The sequence below is a fragment of the Pseudidiomarina donghaiensis genome (assembly GCF_900116895.1).
GTDB lineage: Bacteria > Pseudomonadota > Gammaproteobacteria > Enterobacterales > Alteromonadaceae > Pseudidiomarina > Pseudidiomarina donghaiensis.
On the sequence record NZ_FPCF01000001.1, the window covers coordinates 371,763 to 392,388 of the forward strand.

The window sequence follows — 20,626 nt, forward strand, 5'->3', positions numbered from 1 at the left end:
GTTTCAGCATGGCAATTACGATTACCGAAGCCGCAGCGCAACGCGCGCGCGCGTTTTTGGAACAACGAGGCAAAGGCGTGGGTATACGTTTGGGGGTGAAAACCACCGGCTGCTCAGGCCTAGCCTATGTGATGGAATTTGTCGACGACGTTGAAGACACCGACACCATTATTGAAGACAAAGGCGTGAATATTGTCATTGATGGTAAAAGCTTGGTGTACCTAGACGGCACCGAAATCGATTTCGTCAAAGAAGGTTTGAACGAAGGCTTTGAGTTTCGCAATCCGAACGCCAAAGGCGAGTGTGGTTGTGGCGAAAGTTTCAACGTATAGCAGCCGATAATGAACCATTTCGAACTGTTTAATCTGCCCGCCGCATTCCAGTTGGATGCGGCGGAGCTACAACAGCGCTACCGCAAACTGCAACAAACCATGCATCCCGATCGGTTTGCCAACGGCAGTGAGCGCGACAAACTGCTCGCGGTACAACGCACCGCGCAACTTAACGATGCCTATCAAACCCTACGTTCGCCGTTGTCGCGAGCAGAGTACCTGCTTGAATTACGCGGCATTGACCTTGCGCACGAGCAAACCACGCTGCAAGATCCTGAGTTTCTCATGGCGCAAATGGAATGGCGCGAGCGCATTGAAGAAGTCGATGATTGGGAGTCTTTAGACGCCGCGTACAAAGACTTGCAAGAGCAAATGCGTGATTTGCAGGCCGAGCTGGAAGGCTTTTTGGCTGAAGATGCGAATGACGATGCGGCGATTACGGTGCGTAAGCTGAAGTTCATGCACAAGCTGCACCACGAACTCGAACGCATTGAAGAACAAATTCGATATTAGCTATTAGATATCGGATATCAGATCTGATGTTTCGGGCTTTTGCTAATATCTGATATCTAATAGCTAATATCGCTCTCGAATTTAACAGAGGTAATAAATGGCTTTACTACAAATTGCAGAACCCGGGCAAAGCACCGCGCCGCACCAACATCGACTTGCCGCCGGCATCGACTTGGGCACCACCAATTCACTGGTGGCTAGTGTGCGCAGCGGTTCGCCGGTTATTTTGCGAGATGAGCAAGACCGCGCCATTTTACCATCGGTGGTTTATTACGGTGCTGACCAAGTGCTGACCGGCCACCAAGCGTTAGCCAAACATGCGGATAAATCAATTGCCACGGAAAACACCATTGTTTCTGTGAAGCGCTTTATTGGCCGTACCATTGCTGACGTACAAAAGAATTTCTCGAATCTGCCGTATCGCATGAGCGAAACCGACAACGGTGTCCCTGTGTTCCATACCGCAGCGGGCGACCGCAACGCAGTTGAAGTGTCAGCTGACATTTTGCGTACCCTTGCGGCGCGCGCTGAAGCGTCACTAGGCGGCGAGCTCACCGGCGTGGTGATTACCGTACCTGCCTATTTTGATGATGCCCAGCGCCAAAGCACCAAAGACGCGGCGCAACTGGCAGGCTTAAAAGTTTTACGCTTATTGAACGAGCCAACTGCAGCTGCTGTTGCCTATGGCTTAGACTCGGGCCAAGAAGGCCTGATAGCGGTGTATGACTTAGGCGGCGGTACTTTTGATATCTCTATTTTGCGCCTACAGGGCGGCGTGTTTGAAGTGCTTGCCACCGGCGGCGACAGCGCCCTTGGCGGCGACGACTTTGACCAACTGATTGTCAATTGGCTCAAGCAAGAATGGCAATTGCCCGACAACGTCGACGCCCGCACCGAACGCAACCTGGTTAACGCCGCCAAAGCCGCCAAAGAGCAATTGACCGACGTCAATTGCGTCGTAGCCCGGCGTTCCACGCCGGGTGGCGCAGCCGTTAATACCGAATCCAACAGCGATATCGAGTCGGGTGGCGCAGCCGTTAATGCCGAATCCAACAGCGATATCGAGCCGGGTGGCGCAGCCGTGAATCTCGAATTCACCATCGAAGCGCATGACGAATCAACCCTTGATCCCCGGCGTGAAACGCCGGGCTACGCGGTACTAACGCGTGAAAAGCTCAACGAACTTATCGAGCCACTCGTGCGCCGCACGCTTTCAGCCTGCCGTCGCGCCCTAAAAGATGCCGACGTAAACACCGATGAAATTATTGACGTGGTCATGGTCGGCGGCTCAACCCGAGTGCCGCGTGTACGCACAGCGGTTGGCGAATTTTTCGCCCGCGAGCCACTCACCTCAATCGACCCAGACCAAGTCGTCGCCATTGGCGCTGCTATTCAGGCTGACATTTTAGCCGGCAACAAACCCGACTCAGACATGTTGCTGCTGGACGTTATTCCATTGTCGTTGGGCCTTGAAACCATGGGCGGCTTGGTAGAAAAAGTGATTTCGCGTAACACCACCATTCCAGTGGCCAAAGCGCAAGAGTTCACCACCTTTAAAGACGGCCAAACCGCGATGATGATTCACGTGGTGCAGGGCGAACGCGAACTAGTAGACGACTGTCGCAGTTTAGCGCGCTTCGTACTCACAGATATTCCGCCGATGGCAGCCGGCGCCGCACATATTCGGGTAACCTTCCAAGTTGACGCCGACGGTTTGCTGAGCGTTACCGCCATGGAAAAATCCAGTGGCGTTACCGCGTCGGTACAGGTAAAACCATCGTACGGCTTGGGCGATGACGACATTACCAAAATGATTCAGTCGTCCATGACCAACGCCAAAGAAGACATGGCCGCACGCATGTTACGCGAACAGCAAGTTGAAGCCGACCGCGTACTTGAAGCATTAAGCAGCGCCTTGGCCGTTGACGGTGAGTTATTGAATGACGACGAACGCAGCGTGCTGGATGACGCTATGGACGCCTTGCGCATTGCGCGCAATGGCACCGACGCCGACGCCATCGAAAAAGCCATCGAAGCAGTCGACAAGGCAAGCGACGAATTCGCCGCCCGCCGCATGGACGCCAGCATCCGCAAAGCGCTCTCCGGCAAAAAAGCCGAAGAGCTGTAGCCCGGCGTTCCACGCCGGGTGGTGCGCAGCACCGTGAATGCTGAATTGAATCACGGATTAAGCCGGGTGGTGCGCAGCACCGTGAATGCTGAATTGAATCACGGATTAAGCCGGGTGGTGCGCAGCACCGTGAATGCTGACGTTTCGGCAAGGCAATTGCTGACACCGCAGAAAAAGTTTAGATTAACGGCACAAGGTGCCACCCGGCGTAAAACGCCGGGCTACAGAGGTAACAATATATGCCAAAGATTATTTTTTTACCGCACGAAGAACTTTGCCCAGAAGGCGCCGCCATTGAAGCCCAAGACGGCGAAACCGTACTCGACGTTGCGCTGCGCAACGGTATTGGTATTGAGCATGCGTGCGAAAAAGTGTGCGCCTGCACCACCTGCCATGTGTACATTCGAGAAGGCATGGACTCGCTCAATGAAATTGAAGAAAACGAAGACGACATGCTCGACAAAGCCTGGGGCTTAGACCCAGACTCGCGCCTAAGCTGCCAAGCCCGCCTTGATGGCGAAGACCTTGTGGTTGAGATTCCGAAATATAGTATTAATCATGCGAAAGAAAATCATTGATTATGAGGGGGGTGCAGACCCTGATCCGGACCAAGGTCCGGACCAGGGTCTGCACCCTTTTAAAACCAGCTGTTGATTTCAGCTTCGTAGACAGACTCTTTGCGATATAACTCGTCGGTAATAAACTCAAGTTTTTCGCGGTGCTGTTGCAGCAATGAACGCGCAGCATCGCGAGCTTCCTCAATCCAGAAACGCACCCGCGCTGAAGCCAGTTCACGCTCTTGCGGCGAAGCCAGCTGGCTGAAATTCTCGCCGTAACTTACCTGGCCAAATTCATCATCAAGCCCCAGCGCACAAATGGCATACATGGCTATACGCGTGGCCTGCTGCAAATCGGAACTGGCACCACTGTTCATGCCGGCATGGCCAAACAGCAAGGACTCAGCCTCACGGCCCGCCATAAGCATGACTAACTGCGCTTTTATTTCGTCAAACGTCTGCGGGCCAGCGTTTTCATCGCGCTGTGTCGCGACAAAACCTAACGCTCGGTTACGCGACTCAATGGTCGCAATGGCAATGCGCTGCTCCGGTAACAGCAGTTTTTGCGCCAACAAATGACCGGCTTCATGGGCCGCTGTCTGACGTTTACTGTCATCACTTTGCGGGCTACCGGTTGTTGGCGCGCCGAAACGAATGTACGAAATTGCCTCACGAATCGCCGCCGCGTCAACCTGTTGGGTGGCCTCGCCAGAACTAGGCAGTGCATTTACTAGGTTATAAAGCGCGGTCACGAATACCTGTTCCAAGTCGGCTCCGCTCATGCCCATGGTCAAGGTAGCAAACTCGTCAATGTCGGCCTGGCTAAACTGCAACTTGTATTTACGCATGTAAAACTGCACAAAAGCGGCACGGTCAGCCCGGTTCGGAATGTCGCACAAAATGGGCCGATCTAACCGACCAGAACGCGTCACCGCTGGGTCTAGAGTTTCGGCACGGTTGGTTGCCGCAATAACAAAAATCGGTTCGCCAGTTTTTTGCAAACCATCTAACTGGGTTAACAAGGTATTTACTGCAGCATTTTGACTCGAACTATTGTCGCCATCAGTACGCTTGCCCGCTAGCGCATCAATTTCATCAATAAACATAATGCACGGGGCAATGTCGCGCGCTGCTTCAAATGCTTTTTGAATATTCTCCGACGTACCGTTTACGTACTTACTTAGCATTTCGCCGATATTTAACGAAATAAAGGGCAAATCTGCTTCACCGGCCACCGCCCGCGCCAACATGGTTTTACCGGTACCTGGCGGGCCAAGTAGCAAAATGCCGGTCGGCATGGGCAAATTATGGCGGCGCAACAAGTTCGGATTTTCTAACCAGCGCAACACCCGTTGTAACTCGTCTTTTGCGCGATGCAGGCCAATCACATCTGCTAAGCGGGTACTTGGGCGCCGTGTCATTAACCCAGGCACCCCGCGTAGTGCGCGTGAAGCACTAATAATAGGTTTAAACTTCGGCTCGCACGCCATAAAGCGGGCCGTACCCTTATCAACGCTCTGCAGCTCAAGTTGATAATCCAAGGCTAACTGCTTGAGCTGCGCACTGTGCATGGTATTGGCCACATGAATAAGCTGTTTTAACGCCGGTAATTGCAACGGCAGTTGATCATGCTCAACAGCCATCCAGCTATGGTCAATGACACACGCATGATTCAGCTGCGAAGCTGTGCACAAAACAACAATACCAACTTGGCTATCTTGGCTACGCAATTTGATGATGAATTGGGTCAAGTCATCGTCGGAATAGGCATCGCCGTCGAGCACAACTAAAGGCAGAGCCGCAACCTGGTAGAGGTCATCTTGGCTTTGAGCCGGGTTTAACTTCACCACATCTTGATGCGGAACAAGTTGTTGCAATGACTTATAAATACCAGAATTGTGGCCCACATAGGCCAAGCCGCGCTGTTGATGAGTAAGCGCAAAAATACTGGCGTCGGCATCAATGTGAAGTCGCTGAATAGTTGCAAGCTTGGCGTCATCAATTTGACTAAACAGTTGTTGTTGGGCACGGGTAATGGCACCGTCAATGTTGCGCATGATGGCGCGCGGCACAGGCGCTGGTAGGCCGCTGAGCATAGCGAGCGCGGCAAAGTTCTCACCAAACTCATAGCCTAGCTGGCCGCTCGACATGTGGTGGTAGGCCTCGGTGCTATTTTGCGCAACGGCCAGCAAAGCTTGGGCGTGCAGCGGGTAAAAACGTACCGCAGTCCCGGCTCTTAAGCGGTTGACAAGCTCGGGGGTTAGTGCCGCTTCGGGTGACTTCGGTGAACGCGCGTTTTGCAGCACATCAAAAATATCTAAATCACCCATGCCCTGGCTGCGACTAAATTCACGTTGGCCCAAGTTGGTGGTGAAAATAACCACTGACTGCGAAAAATTCGCTTCTTCTAAAGTCGTTGCGTCAAGCGCCGACCCTGTATCGAGCAAGGTCAGTAGTGATTGGATGACGGTGTGATGGGCTTTTTCAATCTCATCAAATAAATAAACCGTGCGTGGATAAGCTTCGGCATGCTTGGTCAGCTCACCTAAGTTGGCATCGGTAAACGACGAGCCGGCACCAAACAAATGCATGTGGGCCTTTTCGTCAGCGTATTGCTCCATGTTGAACACGCGGAACACAAAACCGGATCCGTTTACCGCGCTCAGCGCCTCAGCATAGGTTTTTGCCAATTCGGTTTTGCCGACGCCACTAGGGCCAGCAAAGGTAAAAATATCGCGTAGCTTATGGCTTGAGCGCGAAAGCGCCTTCATTTCGCTATCAACAATGGCGCGAATAGCTTCGGGCTGGCCTTTCACCCGCTGCTTTAGGCGGGCCTCAATGGCCGCACAGTGCGAACGCATCATGCCAAGATTCAGCGGCGGGTTTCGGCGAACAAATTCTTGCCACAGTTCGGCGTCGCTAGTTTTAAAAATATCCACCAGCAATGTCGCAAACTGCTCGTCCGTCGTTGCACTATTGTCAGGCATGAGAACGCGCTGATACTGCTCGTTGAATTGCCAAAAACCATGCCAGCTCTTAACAACCTCATGCCCCATTGCTGCGGCCTGCCCGTACCAATGCTTGGTGCCTTTATTATCGGTGGTTCGCAGCGGAATATGCTGCTCAAATAATTTCCGCAGGGCATACACAGGCTCGGGGAAAACCACACTTTCGGCGGTGCGACCTAATTGCTTGCCAACCATATGCAGCAACGGGTATGTACTGTACAGCGCGGAAAGTATTTGTTTTTCGCACACCGGGCCGGTGCTCATTTCATCTTTGCCAACCTTTGCAACTTCAGCAGTTGCATCAATAACGTTGGTGTAAATTAAATTTTTCTCAAACTCTCTACCCAGCGGGGTATGCGGAATGGGGATAGTCTTTAATGAAGCTTCCATGGCACTTTTTTCTTATTTGTTAAGTGCTTGGATATTATCAGCGACTATCAACGTTGTATAGCAGAAAGGGGTGCAGACCCGGGGCGGCCCCTGGTCCGGACCAAGGTCTGGATCTGGGGCCGCCCCCTGTTCTATTAGCCGTCGAGTTTTTCAGCGAAGGTGCGCTTAAACTTAGCTAGTTTCGGGTGCACCACGGCCTGGCAGTAGGCGTTTTCAGGGTTACGCTCCACGTAGTTTTCGTGATAGTCCTCGGCCGGCCAGAACTTTTCTAGCGGCTCAATAGTGGTCACTATGGGCGCGTCCCAAATTTTTTCACGCTCTTGCTCAGCAATAATTTCTTCGGCTAAACGCTTTTGTTCGTCAGTTTGGTAAAAAATTGATGTGCGATATTGCGTACCAACGTCGTTGCCCTGGCGGTTAACTTGGGTTGGGTCGTGCAGCGCAAAGAATATTTCATAAATCTCACGCACGCTCAAAGCGGCCGGATCAAAGGTGATCTGAACCACTTCCGCGTGGCCAGTATTGCCGGTGCAAACTTCTTCATAAGTTGGCTCCGCCTTGTGTCCGCCAGCGTAGCCGGACTGTGCCTTCAGCACGCCACGCACCTGCTTGAACGCTCCTTCTAAACACCAAAAACAACCGCCACCTAATGTAATTTGCTGCGCCATAACCACCTCATATTGAATTTTTAAATGGACGTCTAGATGCCCGTAGCATACGCCCGTTGCCTGCAAAGAGCAAGAGAGGGGTGCAGACCCTGGTCCGGACCAGGGTCTGCACCCCCCTCTTATTTTTTTAGTTGACGCATTGTAAATAAAATATATATTCAGTGTTAAATATAGCTGCGCTGAACAGTCACTTCTCCTGCCTTACCAATGTCACTGTGTTATCGCGATTAAAAGAACCAACACCTCATTGATTTTATAAGGAATTCCATAATGCCGTTATGGTCAAAATGCGCTTTAATTGTGTCAGCACTTATCGGTTTACATGCGTGTGGAGGGGGTGGTTCAGAGCCAACCAAAGAAACCGAAAAGCCGCCGGCCAGTTATACGCTTTCTGGCCAAGTCAGTGGCTTAAACGGTACTTTGACGCTGGCTGCAGGAGCAGAACAACTCGCGGTTGAGTACAACGGGCAATTTAGTTTTGCCACTGAATTCAATAGCGGAACAAGTGTTTCAGTCAGTATTGTAGAGCAACCAGAGCGGCAACATTGCGAAATCACTTCCGCTTCCAGCTTCACCTTTAGCCAAGCAAATATCAATTCACTGCGCATTGAGTGTACCTACACCGAAATTGTTATCACTGGCCAAATTCTTGATTATGTGGGTGGAAACGCGCAAATAAGCATGCCGCCGTACAACGACAACATTGTCTCGAGCAGCATTGACGGCAATGGTTATTACGAAATCGTGCTAGACGTAAATTCATCCACCGCCAGCGGTTTTGGAATAGCGCCAACAGCGCACGCTACAGCTGACAATCGGCCGGCTTTGTCACCATTAGAGCCAGAGCACGAAATTGCCGCGCAGATTATTGTCCAAGGGCAGGGTGAATGGTCGCCAATTACTTACAGCTCACGTTTAGTCGGGTTCAATAGTCTTATTAGTAGCGCTGGCGCCGATGGCGTATTAGACGCGACAGAACTTGCACAAGTTGACGTGAGTGCGTTTTCTACCGCTCGCGACGTACAAATTGAATTAACCAGCCGCGACATGCCGATTACTGCGGCAACCATGCATTTAATTGGCCAAGAGCTTGATCTTTGGCTGCAACTAGAAATGGCCGCGGCATTGCAACTATTAGTGCCTAATTACCTGCCGGAGTTAGCAGCGGCCGAGTTGACCACCCGTGATGTATTGGCGAATCGAATAGCCTACAGCAATTTTTTGAGTTTGCTGCACAAAGACGACATACAACAACGCGTCTATGAGTTAATTGATGACCCAAATGCCTTGGGCGACCGCAGCTGGGCTGACTTGCGCGGCGCCTACATTGCCATGGAACCTAGCCCTTACTTTTTGCCGCAAGTTGATGATCAACCGAACAAAATGAAGTTTTATTTTGAAGACGGCGGGGTGCTATTTACGCAGAACTTTATGGCTGGCGGCTTAGCGCCGGTAACCATTGAAGACAATGGGCGCCTATTAAAACTACCTATCCAGGGCTCCGGCAACACGGGGCAAATTCCGACCGATGATCCACGTTTTGGCTTAACAGCAGAAGAAATTGCCGCATTCGAAGTCGATTATTACAGCACCATTATTGTGCTCGCTTCTGAAATTGAACGTGACATTGTGCTTGTCGGCCGCGACGACACCAGCATTTCGGTGCTTGAGCGCGCGCGCAGAATCACCAAAGAGCGGGCGTTCCCGTCGCCAACATTGGGGCGAGACATTGTCTTTAAATCCATTTTGTACGCGTCATCGCAACAGGCCCACCAATTTGGCCGAATCAGCGCGCTGCGTGAACGCGCCCCGGTATTTGATATAAGCGAAACCAAGCGCTTCTTAATTCCGTTTACCGCGCTCAACCCGAGTGGCTCGAACATCGGAATTCGTGACGTGGGTACGCTAAAAGAAGTCACCTTGCATGCCGATGGCACAGCAACCGCCGCTGGCGTCGATGTTGTCGCGCAGTGGTCATTGTCTGCCGACCAAAAGGTGTTACGCCTAGACGTACCGTACAGCCAAATGGGATATCCGCCAGCCGTGCTTAAAATTGAACTGTTCTGGCGCAAATATGACAGCTACGCCAAAGACTTAGTGGCAAAATTTAGCTATAACCTAGGCGGCAACGCGGGCATTGACTATCAAATTAAGCAAGCGGCGCCAATTGTCGAGAACAGGTACCCGGCGGACTTGTTGGTTACCCCAAGCGATAGCAATGACATTCACTATCATGTTGAGAAATACAGCAACCTGTGGGACATCGACGTGGGCATGGTATACGGCAACTTACTGCGGGTCACCGGCTCGAACAGCCCCGCAAATGCACACAAATTTGGCAGCGACCAACGTTCACAGTTATTTATGCTGCGCTGCTTCACCTTTGATTTCGCGCGCGAACCCGGCGCGGTCATCGGCAATTGCGCAGACCAACAGTACACCTGGTACCCCACCGGTTTGAGCGCCACCTGGAGCCTAGTAGACCAGCGTATTTTTGTAGCTGACGGCAACTGCGACATCGACACTTATAACTGCCCGGGCAGCTCTTACAAAGTGCTGAACCACAACGCGGACCTAGGAATCTACCAAGTACAGTTTGGCCGCCACATTGTGTTAGGCGACGTGGCCGACCCGTGGTTTACCGACACTAAATATAGCCTGGAGACCATGATCCAACTGCCTGCCACCCCAGTGGTTAACCCACAAGCCGGTATTTCTAGTGCCTCCAAACAACAGCTGGAAGCGCCGTTGGCGAATTATCCGCGGTTGTTTTAGTAAGAGAGGGGTGCAGACCCAGATCCGGACCAAGGTCCGGATCTGGGTCTGCACCCCTTTCTACACCTTCTCCCCTCTAGCCGCGCGAGCGGCTTTTATGTATAATCCGCGCGACTAAAATTTTGACCCTTTTTATTTAAAAATCTTGATTGGAGAAAATCATGGCTTTAGAGCGCACTTTATCAATTATCAAGCCTGACGCAGTTGGCAAAAACGTCATCGGCGGCATCTACAACCGTTTCGAAACTGCTGGTTTCCGCATTGTTGCAGCAAAAATGATGCACTTAAGCACTGAGCAAGCCGAAGGCTTCTACGCTGAACACAAAGAGCGTCCTTTCTTCCGCGCATTGGTAGACTTCATGACTTCTGGCCCAATCATGGTGCAAGTGCTTGAAGGCGAAGACGCAGTAAAACGTCACCGTGACATCATGGGCGCAACCAACCCAGCTGACGCATTGGCGGGAACTTTGCGTGCAGACTATGCTGTATCTATTGATGAAAACGCGGTTCACGGTTCTGACGCATTAGAGTCAGCGGCGCGTGAAATTGCATATTTCTTCAGCGACGAAGAAATCTGCCCACGTACTCGTTAAAAGCAAAAGCGTTAATCGTTGTTCGTTAGTCGTTAATCGTTAATGGATTAACGACGCTGTGCGTCACCCGGCGTGAAACGCCGGGCTACGAAAAACGAACAACGAATAACGACCAACGAATATCGCACTAAGGTTTTAACTCAATGAATGCTGTAGACAAGAAAGTGAACTTACTCGACCTCGATCGCAAAGCCATGCGCGCGTTCTTTCAAGAGTTGGGTGAAAAACCATTTCGCGCCGATCAGGTGATGAAGTGGGTGTATCACTATTGCGTCGACAACTTCGATGAGATGACCAATCTCAACAAAGCACTCAGAGAAAAGCTGAAGCAAGTGGCGGAAATTCGTGCGCCAGAAGTCCGTATGCAGCAGCAGTCGTCTGACGGTACCATCAAGTTTGCGATGACTTTGTTCGACGGGCAAGACGTTGAAACCGTGTGGATTCCTGACCGCGATCGCGCAACTCTGTGCGTGAGTTCACAAGTGGGCTGTGCGCTCGAGTGCACCTTCTGCTCAACCGCGCAACAAGGCTTTAACCGCAACCTTAAAGTGGCGGAAATTATTGGCCAAGTGTGGCGCGTGAATAAATTATTAGGTCCGTTTGCCGAAACGGGCGTCAAAGCAGTCACCAACGTGGTCATGATGGGTATGGGCGAACCACTACTCAATCTCAACAACGTGGTGCCAGCCATGGACTTAATGCTCGACGACAACGCTTTTGGCTTGTCGAAACGCCGCGTCACCTTAAGCACCTCAGGCGTGGTGCCGGCGCTATATAAGCTGAAAGAAGAAATTGATGTGGCCCTGGCTATTTCGTTGCATGCGCCAAACGACGAGCTGCGCAACGAAATTGTGCCAATCAATAAAAAGTACAATATTCAAGAATTCTTGAAAGCGAGCCGCGACTACATTGACGGCAGCAAAGCCAATAAAAACATTACTATTGAGTACGTTATGCTTGATCATATTAACGACTCAATGGAGCAGGCGGCTGAGTTAGCCGAACTACTCAAAGACACGCCGTGCAAAATTAACCTCATTCCGTTTAACCCGTTCCCTGGCTCAGACTATGGTCGCTCAAGTAACTCGCGCATTGACCGCTTCGCCAAAGTGCTGATGGAAAAAGGCTACATTGTGGTGGTACGTCGTACTCGTGGCGACGACATTGACGCTGCGTGTGGTCAGTTAGTCGGTGACGTCATTGACCGTACCAAGCGTATTTTGAAGAAACAGCAAGCACAGCGCGGCGGCGACGGCATTCAAATAAAGGCGGTTTAACACCACTTTCACACCGCATCGCTTGATCTACCGCTTAGAAAGGTTAAGATAGCTTTCTTTATGGGGGACTTTTCATGCGAATTCTGCTGTTAGCGCTTGTTGCCGCAGTAATAAGCACCGGTTGTGTCAGTCAACGCACCGTTGATGGCAAACAAACACCGGCACAGCAATTTGATGCAAAAGAGGCGTCGCGCACGCGGTTGGCCTTGGGTTTACAATATTTACGCTCGGGCAACTTCGAGCAAGCCAAAGCAAATTTAGAGCGCGCCCGCGACTATACCCCTGAAAATCCTGATGTTTATACCGGCCTTGCGTATTACTATCAGCAAGTTAGAGATTTCACTAACGCCGAAAATTATTATCGCACCGCCATACGGTTAAACCCGCAAGACGGCGACAGCTACAACAACTTAGGCGTGTTACTGTGTGGCCAAAAACGCTATAACGAAGCTGATCAAATGTTCCGCAAAGCCGTTGCGCAGTCGGGCTATGTAAAAATTGCCAGCACCTATCAAAACGCCGGCCGCTGTGCGGCCGGGCAGGGCGACTTAGCCAACGCCGACCGCTATTATGAGCTGGCGCTGAACCATAGTGGTGGCAGCGTCAACATTTTGGAAAATTACGCGAGTTTGTTGATAGCACAAAAACGCTTCGACAAAGCCGCCACCATGATAGAGCGTCGCGCCAATTATCCACAATTGTCGGCGCAATATGTATGGCTTGAAGTGCAGTTAGCCGTTGCCCAAAACGACAAAAATAAACAGCGACAATTTGGCGAATTGCTTCTACAGCGCTTTCCGAACTCCTCGCAAGCGCGCGAATACAAACAGCTGCGATAGCGGCTAAACGAATAGCGAAAATACATGACTCCGAAAGACGATTTATTCGAACAAAACGACGATAAAGGCGAGGGCGCGGCGGCCGATCAAGTGGAAGGTCAAGCAGCGGAGCAGCCTGAGCCATATACCGGCGAAACGCCCGGCCAAATTTTACGTGCCGCCCGCGAGGCCGAAGGCTTAAGCACTCAGCAAGTAGCCGACAGCCTGCGCTTGCGCAATGCCGTGGTGGAAATTATTGAGGCCGACGACTATGACAAATTGTCGTCGACAACCTTTGTACGTGGCTACCTGCGCTCGTTTAGTAAAGCCCTTGAAGTAGACGAAAAGCGCGTGTTTGAGGCATACCGAGCCATGGGCTTTGGCGAAGTTGCGGCTAGCACCATCACCATGCAAAGCTTTTCAAAACGCAAAGTGCGCGAGCGCAACGACAGCCGCCTCATGCTCATTAGTTACTTAATTATCGCCATTGTCATTGCCATGGCAGTGATTTGGTGGTGGCAAGACTCACAAGCCGGCAACAATTCGCAAAGTTTAACCGAACAAGTATTTGGCGCGGACGACAGCGCAGAGCAAGGTGCTGATCAAGCGAGTGATCAAGTAAGCGGCGCACGCACCCCTGTCACCCGCCGTGTGACTGAAGACGATGTACGCAGCGCTATCGTTGGCGACGCCGCCGGTAATGGCGACGCCGATACTGACGCCACCGATAGTGCGACGGATTCTGACGCAGCACGCACCACCAGCAGTAATCAAGTCGTCATCGACACCACAGCTAGTGGCGGCGCGCTAACCAACGCCGACAACCAAACAGCTGACAATTCAGTTAGTGGCGAAGGTGCGACAAACAATGACGCAGCACAAACCGTCACCGAAGCACCTCAAAATAGCAATCGCGGCAACGCCGAAGGCTCCCCCGAAAGCGGCCAAGTTGTCAGCGAATCGCCAAGCGCCACCGCCAGCAGCGCCGACCAACTTGTGTTCACCTTCAGCGACGCCTGCTGGATCAAAGTAACCGATGCCACCGACGAAGTTCTTGCCATTGGCACAAAAGCCGAAGGCTACACCATGCCGCTAAGCGGCCAAGCGCCGTTTGATATTATTTTGTGCAAGCCAGAAGCGGTGTCAATGACGTATAATGGTGAGCAAGTAGACTTGAGTGGTTATCGCCGCAACCGCAGCGTCACCATGACCTTAAACTGATAAGAGCGTGCTTCGTGCGTTCGCTATGCTCACTGTTGGTTATTCGTGCGTGCACAAGTGCACTGTTCGAAAATAACGAATAGCGAAGCGTACGAACAGCGAAGCGCACGAATAACGAACAGCGAAGCGTACGAATTTATGCATTTAAACCCAATCAAACGTCGACCTTCACGCCGTATCTACGTTGGCAACGTGCCGATTGGCGACGGTGCACCCATTGCCGTGCAGTCCATGACCAACACCGAAACCACCGACGTGGCGGCCACGGTGAAGCAAATTCAAGCCATTGCCAATGCCGGTGCTGACTTAGTGCGCGTTAGCGTGCCGACGATGGATGCCGCCGAGGCGTTTAAGTTTATTAAGCAGCAAAGCCCCATTCCGTTGGTGGCCGACATTCATTTTGACTACCGTATTGCGCTGAAAGTCGCCGAGTACGGGGTTGATTGCTTGCGCATTAACCCGGGCAATATTGGCAACGAGCAGCGTATTCGCTCGGTGGTCGACGCGGCACGTGAGCGCGGTATTCCCATTCGTATTGGCGTGAACGGCGGCTCGTTAGAAAAAGATCTGCAAGAAAAGTATGGCGAACCAACTCCAGCAGCGTTGGTGGAGTCGGCCATGCGCCATGTGGATATTCTTGATCGCTTAAACTTCCAAGACTTCAAAGTTAGCGTGAAAGCCTCAGACGTGTTTTTGGCGGTTGAGTCGTATCGCTTACTGGCCAAGCAAATTGAACAGCCGCTGCATTTAGGCATTACCGAAGCAGGCGGGCTGCGCAGTGGCTCGGTGAAATCCTCCATTGGCTTGGGTATGTTGTTGGCCGAAGGCATTGGCGACACGCTACGTATCTCATTGGCGGCCGACCCAGTGGAAGAAGTCAAAGTCGGCTTTGATATTTTAAAATCGCTGCGCATTCGTAGCCGTGGCATTAATTTTATTGCTTGCCCAAGCTGCTCGCGCCAAGAATTTGACGTCATTGGTACGGTAAATGCGCTCGAGCAACGCCTGGAAGACATCACCACCCCCATGGATGTGTCAATAATTGGCTGTGTAGTCAACGGCCCGGGCGAAGCCTTGATTTCGCATGTTGGCTTGGCTGGCGCAAAGAATAAAAGCGGTTTTTACTTGAATGGCGAGCGGCAAAAAGACCGTCTCGACAACACCGATTTAGTGGATGAGCTGGAAAAACGCATCCGCGACCAAGTAAAACGCTTAGAAGCTGAACAGATTCCCGTGAAGCAAGCGTAAAGCTGCGGTATACTAGGCGCCATTTTTCGTGTTAAACAGCACTTAATTAGCAACTAGAGCAGAAAGTAGATACCGAACGTGGCTAAAAATATTCAAGCAATTCGCGGCATGAACGACATTTTGCCGACTCAATCTCCGGCGTGGCAATACGTTGAGGGCGTGATTCGGCAGGTGGCCGCACAGTACACCTACCAAGAAATTCGCATGCCGGTGCTTGAAAGCACCGACTTATTCAAGCGCTCCATTGGCGAAGTGACCGATATTGTCGAAAAAGAAATGTACACTTTCGACGACCGTAACGGTGACAGCCTAACGCTGCGCCCAGAAGGCACCGCCAGTTGCGTGCGTGCCGGTAACGAACACGGCTTGCTGTACAACCAAACCCAACGGTTGTGGTACATGGGCCCCATGTTTCGTCACGAGCGCCCGCAGAAAGGGCGCTATCGCCAGTTTCATCAATTTGGTATTGAAGCCTTTGGCATGGACGGGCCAGACATTGACGCCGAAGTTATTCTGCTGTCTGCGCGCCTGTGGCAAGCCTTTGGTATTAGCGACCAAGTTGAACTGCAACTGAATTCATTGGCATCGAACGAAGCCCGCGCCCGTTACCGTGACGCCTTGCGCGAGTTTTTGCGCGCCCATGAAGCGTCATTGGACGAAGACTCGAAACGCCGTTTAGACACTAACGTGCTACGCGTGCTCGACAGCAAATCACCAGAAACTCAGGCCGTACTGGCTGACGCACCACGTTTGTCCGACTACTGGGACGACGAATCGCGGGCGCATTTTGACGGCCTGTGTGCACGCCTTGACGCCGCCGGCGTGAAGTACGTATTGAACGAGCGCTTGGTGCGCGGCTTAGATTATTACAACCGCACCGTGTTTGAGTGGGTGACCACCGAACTTGGCGCCCAAGGCACCGTATGTGCCGGTGGCCGCTACGACGGCTTGGTTGAACAGCTAGGCGGCAAAGCCACCCCAGCGGTGGGCTTCGCTATGGGTATTGAACGTTTGGTGTTGCTGCTAGAATCGCAAGGTTTGGTGCCCGAGCACACCTTGTGCGATATTTATGTGATTGCGGCCACCGAAGCTGCGGAACTAACGGCCCCGGCCGTTGCCGAACAAATTCGAAGCGCCCGCCCAGAGCTGAAAGTTCAGCTGCACAGCGGCACCCAGAACATGAAAAAGAAATTAGCCAAAGCCGACAAGTCAGGCGCCACCTACGCTTTGCTAGTGCGCGACACTGACTTCGAGCTCAAGCACCTGCGCGACCGCAGCGCCGACTCACGCCTGCTCAGCTCGATAGCTGAGCTGTAGCCCGGCCGCAACTGGCTGTAGCCCGGCGTTTCACGCCGGGAAGCGCGCAGCGCTGTAATTGTAGCCCGGCGTTTCACGCCGGGAAGCGCGCAACGCTGTAATTATTGAACATTAACAAAAATTAGAAATTAACGGCACAACGTGCCACCCGGCGTAAAACGCCGGGCTACGACGGAGTTAAAAATGGAAACAGAAGATCAACAAGTAGAACGCATTAAACAGTTTTGGAGCGAACACGGCAAAGGCATCGTCGCCGGCCTCGTTATCGGCTTTGGCCTATTCTACGGGTGGCGCTACTACGACGCGCAAACTCGCGCCGCTCAAGAAGCCGCGTCAGAGCAATTTGAAAGCGTGATCGTTCAGCTAGAAAGCGAACAAGAAGGCAGCATGGCCGCCGCGCAAGAGTTTCTCACCGCCAACAGCGGCGAAACCTACGCGCACTTAGCCGCGTTTGAGCTTGCCAAGCACGCGGTTGAGCACAATGACTACGCCACCGCAGTAAGCGCCCTGCAAATGGTACGCGACAACGCCGAGCCAGCTTTGCGCGCCGTAGCTGACTTACGTCAAGCTCGTGTGTTGCTTGCGCAAGAGCAATTTGACACAGCCCTTGCTGCCGCCAAAGCCGCCGAAAGCGTTGCCCCATTCAAAGCGCAAGCAGCTGAACTGCAAGGCGACATTTTGTTAGCCAAAGGCGACACCACTGGTGCCCGCGCAGCCTATCAAGCAGCTATCGATGCCGGCTCACAAGGCTTGGCAGAGATTAAACTCAACAGCATTGTGGCGGCTTCATGAGAAAATTTTTAAAACAGTTGGCACTCGCCTCCAGCGCCATCATGCTGGTAAGCGCATGCTCAAGCACTGACGAAATTCCCTTTAAAGAGCTGCAAGAGTTTAACGCCGAAATCAAGCCAGATGTGGTTTGGAAAGCAAGCGTTGGTGATGGCGTTGAAAACTATTACTCGCATCTAAACCCAGTTGTTGTGGGTGATTACTTAATCGCCGCCGACCGTGTTGGCGTTGTTGCAGCGTATCAACGCAGCAACGGCAAGCAAGTGTGGCGCAAAGAATTACGCGAAGAATTAAACTTCGGCACCGGCGGCTGGTGGAGCCAAGGCGAACCCATGCGCATTGCTGGCGGACTTATTGCCGAGCGCGGCGTGGTGTATCTGGGCAGCGAAAACGGTGACGTGGTCGCGCTAGACGTTGCTGATGGTAACGTCAAATGGCACAGCCAAGTCGGCATTGAAATTTTAGCAGACCCCGCAGTAGGCAGTGGCGTTGTTGTGGTTAAAGGTAGCTCAGGTGACGTCGTCGCATTGAACCTTGAAACCGGCGCAGAACAATGGCGGTATAGCACTGAAAGCCCAGCTTTAACCTTGCGCGGAACAGCTGCACCAATTATCGCCCAAGGCGGCGTATTTATTGGCACAGCAACCGGCAAAGTTATTGTGGTGATTGCTGAAAATGGCCAACCGGCTTGGGAAACACGCTTAGCAGTACCAAGCGGCAGCACCGAGCTACAACGAATTGTTGACGTTGACTCCAAGCCAGTACTGTTCGGTGGCGTGCTATACAACGTCGCCTACAATGGCTCGTTAGTCGCCGTTGACGTGCGCAACGGCAATACCATTTGGAAGCGCGAATACTCGTCGTTTCAAAACATAACGCTGGCCGAAGGCCGGTTGTTCCTAACCGATGCCTCAGACACGGTATCGGCACTGAACCCTAATGGCGGCATTGAAATGTGGTCGAACACCGACTACAACGGCCGCTTGTTAACCGCCCCAGTGCAATTCGGCAACTATATTGTGGTTGGCGACAGCATGGGTTATTTACACTTTTTAGATATACTAACTGGCCGCACCGTTGGCCGCTTAGATGTGGGTGAAGAAGTTTACACAGCTCCGGTTGTGGACGGCGACACCCTGTATTTACAAACACGCGACGGCAGTTTACTCGCGGTAAGGATTTAACGTTATATGTTACCCGTAGTTGCCCTGGTCGGGCGCCCCAATGTGGGCAAATCAACCCTATTTAATCGGCTCACCCGTACTCGGGACGCCTTGGTTGCAGACTTTCCCGGCTTAACCCGAGATCGTAAGTACGGCCAGGCCAACTACGACGGTTACCAGTTTATTGTCATCGACACCGCCGGTGTGCACGGTGACGAAGAAGGCATCGACGCCGAAATGGCCGCGCAGTCACTGCGCGCTATTGACGAAGCCGATGTGGTGTTGTTCATGGTTGACGCCCGCGACGGCATTACCGCCGCCGACATGGGCATTGCCACACACCTACGCCGCCTGGGCAAGAAAGCCTACGTGGTTGCCAACAAAATTGACGGTATCGATTCGAACGCCGCCCGCGCCGACTTCTTCGAACTTGGCCTTGGCGACGTGCACGGCATCGCGGCCGCCCACGGCCGTGGCGTTGAAAACCTGCTACAAGAATGCTTCGACCCACTGCTAGAAGAATACCCCGACGTACGTGTACGACGTGCTGTTGGCGACGACGACATCGCTGTCGACATCGACGCCGAAGGCAATTTAATTGACGCTGCCGGCGAGATCGTCGAACCCGACGCCGACGGCAATATCTACGACATCAATGGCAACGTAGTCGACGCCGATGGCAATATTATCGACCACGAAGGCAATATTATTGGCCAGCTGGGCGACCGCTCGCACGACGAAATAGACTACGACGCGCTGCCACTTAAGTTAGCTATAGTCGGCCGCCCGAACGTAGGTAAGTCAACACTAACTAACCGTATTCTTGGCGAAGAACGTGTGGTTGTGTATGACATGCCAGGCACCACCCGCGACTCGGTGTATATACCGATGGAACGCGATGACCGCCAATACATCTTGATCGACACCGCCGGTGTACGCCGCCGTGGCCGCATTGACGAGTCCATTGAAAAGTTCTCAGTTATTAAAACGCTGCAGGCCATTGAAGACGCCAACGTGGTTATCGCCGTGATTGATGCCCGCGAAACCGTGTCCGACCAAGACTTGAACCTAATAGGCTTTGCCTTGAACGCTGGCCGCTCTATTGTGATTGCCGTGAACAAATGGGACGGCCTGTCGCATGATCACCGCGAAGAAATCAAACGCGAACTCGACCGCCGCTTAGGCTTTGTCGACTTCGCGCGCTTGCACTTTATCTCAGCGCTGCACGGCAGTGGTGTGGGTAACTTGTTCGAGTCAGTGCTTGAAGCATACGCTTCTGCGTCTGCGCGAGTGGGCACCGCCAAGCTAACCCGTATTCTGGAAACCGCCGTAGAAGACCACCAGCCGCCGTTGGTGAGCGGGCGCCGCGTGAAGCTCAAATACGCCCACGCCGGTGGCTATAACCCGCCGCGAATTATTATTCATGGCAACCAGGTGGAATCACTACCGGGCTCGTACAAGCGCTACTTGATGAACTATTTCCGCAAGTCGCTTGGCGTTATGGGCACCCCAATTAAGATTGAGTTCCGCGAATCGGTCAACCCATACGCCGGCCGCAAAAACTCGCTTACGCTCTCGCAAACCCGCAAGCGCAAGCGCCTGATGAAATATTTGAAACGCAAGTAATCCGGCGTACGCCGGATTACCGTAGCCCGGCGTTCCACGCCGGGTGGCGCATCGCGCCGTTAATGTTGCCGTTACCGCGGGCTATGTAGCCCGGCGTTCCACGCCGGGTGGCGCACCGCGCCGTTAATGTTGCCGCTACCGCGGCCTATGTAACCCGGCCGTGTTTGTAAGGTAAGACGCCGGGTCGGCGCAGCCGGTTAATC

General features: G+C 52.6%; 15 protein-coding genes and 2 pseudogenes. 15 read left to right on the forward strand and 2 right to left on the reverse strand.

The genetic code is table 11. The annotated features are described in order from the left end of the window. Positions 1-8: 8 nt before the first annotated feature. The 5 genes and pseudogenes from iscA (at position 9) to fdx (ending at position 3,551) form a co-directional block, all read left to right on the forward strand. The gene (iscA, locus tag BM334_RS01805) at positions 9-332 is read left to right on the forward strand and encodes an iron-sulfur cluster assembly protein IscA (protein WP_055439192.1); all 324 of its coding nucleotides are present in this window, start codon (positions 9-11) and stop codon (positions 330-332) included. A gap of 9 nt (positions 333-341) precedes the next feature. Further along, positions 342-845: a co-chaperone HscB gene (gene hscB / locus BM334_RS01810; RefSeq protein ID WP_092837085.1), complete on the forward strand. Its 504-nt coding sequence runs from the start codon at positions 342-344 to the stop codon at positions 843-845. Between the two features lie 97 nt (positions 846-942). After that, positions 943-1,839: pseudogene (locus tag BM334_RS12990) on the forward strand (Hsp70 family protein); the annotation flags it as partial. A gap of 162 nt (positions 1,840-2,001) precedes the next feature. Then, a pseudogene (locus BM334_RS12995) lies at positions 2,002-2,973 on the forward strand (Hsp70 family protein); the annotation flags it as partial. A 239-nt stretch (positions 2,974-3,212) separates the two neighbouring features. After that, the gene (fdx, locus tag BM334_RS01820) at positions 3,213-3,551 is read left to right on the forward strand and encodes an ISC system 2Fe-2S type ferredoxin (protein WP_092837088.1); all 339 of its coding nucleotides are present in this window, start codon (positions 3,213-3,215) and stop codon (positions 3,549-3,551) included. A 59-nt stretch (positions 3,552-3,610) separates the two neighbouring features. On the opposite strand, the gene BM334_RS01825 is transcribed toward fdx, so the two are convergent. Then, positions 3,611-6,928 (reverse strand): AAA family ATPase, encoded by a 3,318-nt coding sequence (locus BM334_RS01825; protein WP_092837091.1) that lies wholly within the window; start codon positions 6,926-6,928, stop codon positions 3,611-3,613. 134 nt (positions 6,929-7,062) lie between these two features. Further along, positions 7,063-7,602 (reverse strand): peptide-methionine (S)-S-oxide reductase MsrA, encoded by a 540-nt coding sequence (msrA, locus tag BM334_RS01830; RefSeq protein ID WP_417663832.1) that lies wholly within the window; start codon positions 7,600-7,602, stop codon positions 7,063-7,065. A 264-nt stretch (positions 7,603-7,866) separates the two neighbouring features. Here msrA and BM334_RS01835 point away from each other — a divergent pair, with 264 nt between their 5' ends. The 10 genes from BM334_RS01835 (at position 7,867) to der (ending at position 20,423) form a co-directional block, all read left to right on the forward strand. After that, positions 7,867-10,371: a hypothetical protein gene (locus BM334_RS01835; protein WP_092837097.1), complete on the forward strand. Its 2,505-nt coding sequence runs from the start codon at positions 7,867-7,869 to the stop codon at positions 10,369-10,371. A 161-nt stretch (positions 10,372-10,532) separates the two neighbouring features. Further along, positions 10,533-10,964, forward strand: coding sequence for a nucleoside-diphosphate kinase (gene ndk / locus BM334_RS01840; RefSeq protein ID WP_055439185.1), 432 nt, complete (start codon positions 10,533-10,535; stop codon positions 10,962-10,964). A 143-nt stretch (positions 10,965-11,107) separates the two neighbouring features. Continuing rightward, positions 11,108-12,241: a dual-specificity RNA methyltransferase RlmN gene (rlmN, locus tag BM334_RS01845; RefSeq protein ID WP_092837100.1), complete on the forward strand. Its 1,134-nt coding sequence runs from the start codon at positions 11,108-11,110 to the stop codon at positions 12,239-12,241. A 74-nt stretch (positions 12,242-12,315) separates the two neighbouring features. Beyond that, positions 12,316-13,080, forward strand: coding sequence for a type IV pilus biogenesis/stability protein PilW (gene pilW / locus BM334_RS01850; RefSeq protein WP_092837103.1), 765 nt, complete (start codon positions 12,316-12,318; stop codon positions 13,078-13,080). A gap of 24 nt (positions 13,081-13,104) precedes the next feature. Continuing rightward, a complete protein-coding gene (locus tag BM334_RS01855; RefSeq protein ID WP_092837106.1) occupies positions 13,105-14,280 on the forward strand; it encodes a RodZ domain-containing protein in 1,176 nt (391 codons plus the stop codon). Between the two features lie 138 nt (positions 14,281-14,418). Further along, the gene (ispG, locus tag BM334_RS01860; RefSeq protein ID WP_092839199.1) at positions 14,419-15,528 is read left to right on the forward strand and encodes a flavodoxin-dependent (E)-4-hydroxy-3-methylbut-2-enyl-diphosphate synthase; all 1,110 of its coding nucleotides are present in this window, start codon (positions 14,419-14,421) and stop codon (positions 15,526-15,528) included. Between the two features lie 78 nt (positions 15,529-15,606). Then, positions 15,607-16,845 (forward strand): histidine--tRNA ligase, encoded by a 1,239-nt coding sequence (hisS, locus tag BM334_RS01865; RefSeq protein WP_092837109.1) that lies wholly within the window; start codon positions 15,607-15,609, stop codon positions 16,843-16,845. Positions 16,846-17,028: 183 nt separating this feature from the next. Continuing rightward, entirely contained in the window at positions 17,029-17,637 is a 609-nt protein-coding gene (locus tag BM334_RS01870; RefSeq protein WP_092837112.1) for a YfgM family protein, read from the forward strand. After that, positions 17,634-18,818, forward strand: coding sequence for an outer membrane protein assembly factor BamB (gene bamB / locus BM334_RS01875; protein WP_092837114.1), 1,185 nt, complete (start codon positions 17,634-17,636; stop codon positions 18,816-18,818). Before BM334_RS01870 ends, bamB begins: the two co-directional genes overlap by 4 nt. Positions 18,819-18,824: 6 nt before the next feature. Further along, positions 18,825-20,423, forward strand: a complete 1,599-nt coding sequence (gene der / locus BM334_RS01880) for a ribosome biogenesis GTPase Der (RefSeq protein ID WP_092837118.1) — start codon at positions 18,825-18,827, stop codon at positions 20,421-20,423. The last annotated feature ends 203 nt before the right edge of the window (positions 20,424-20,626 follow it).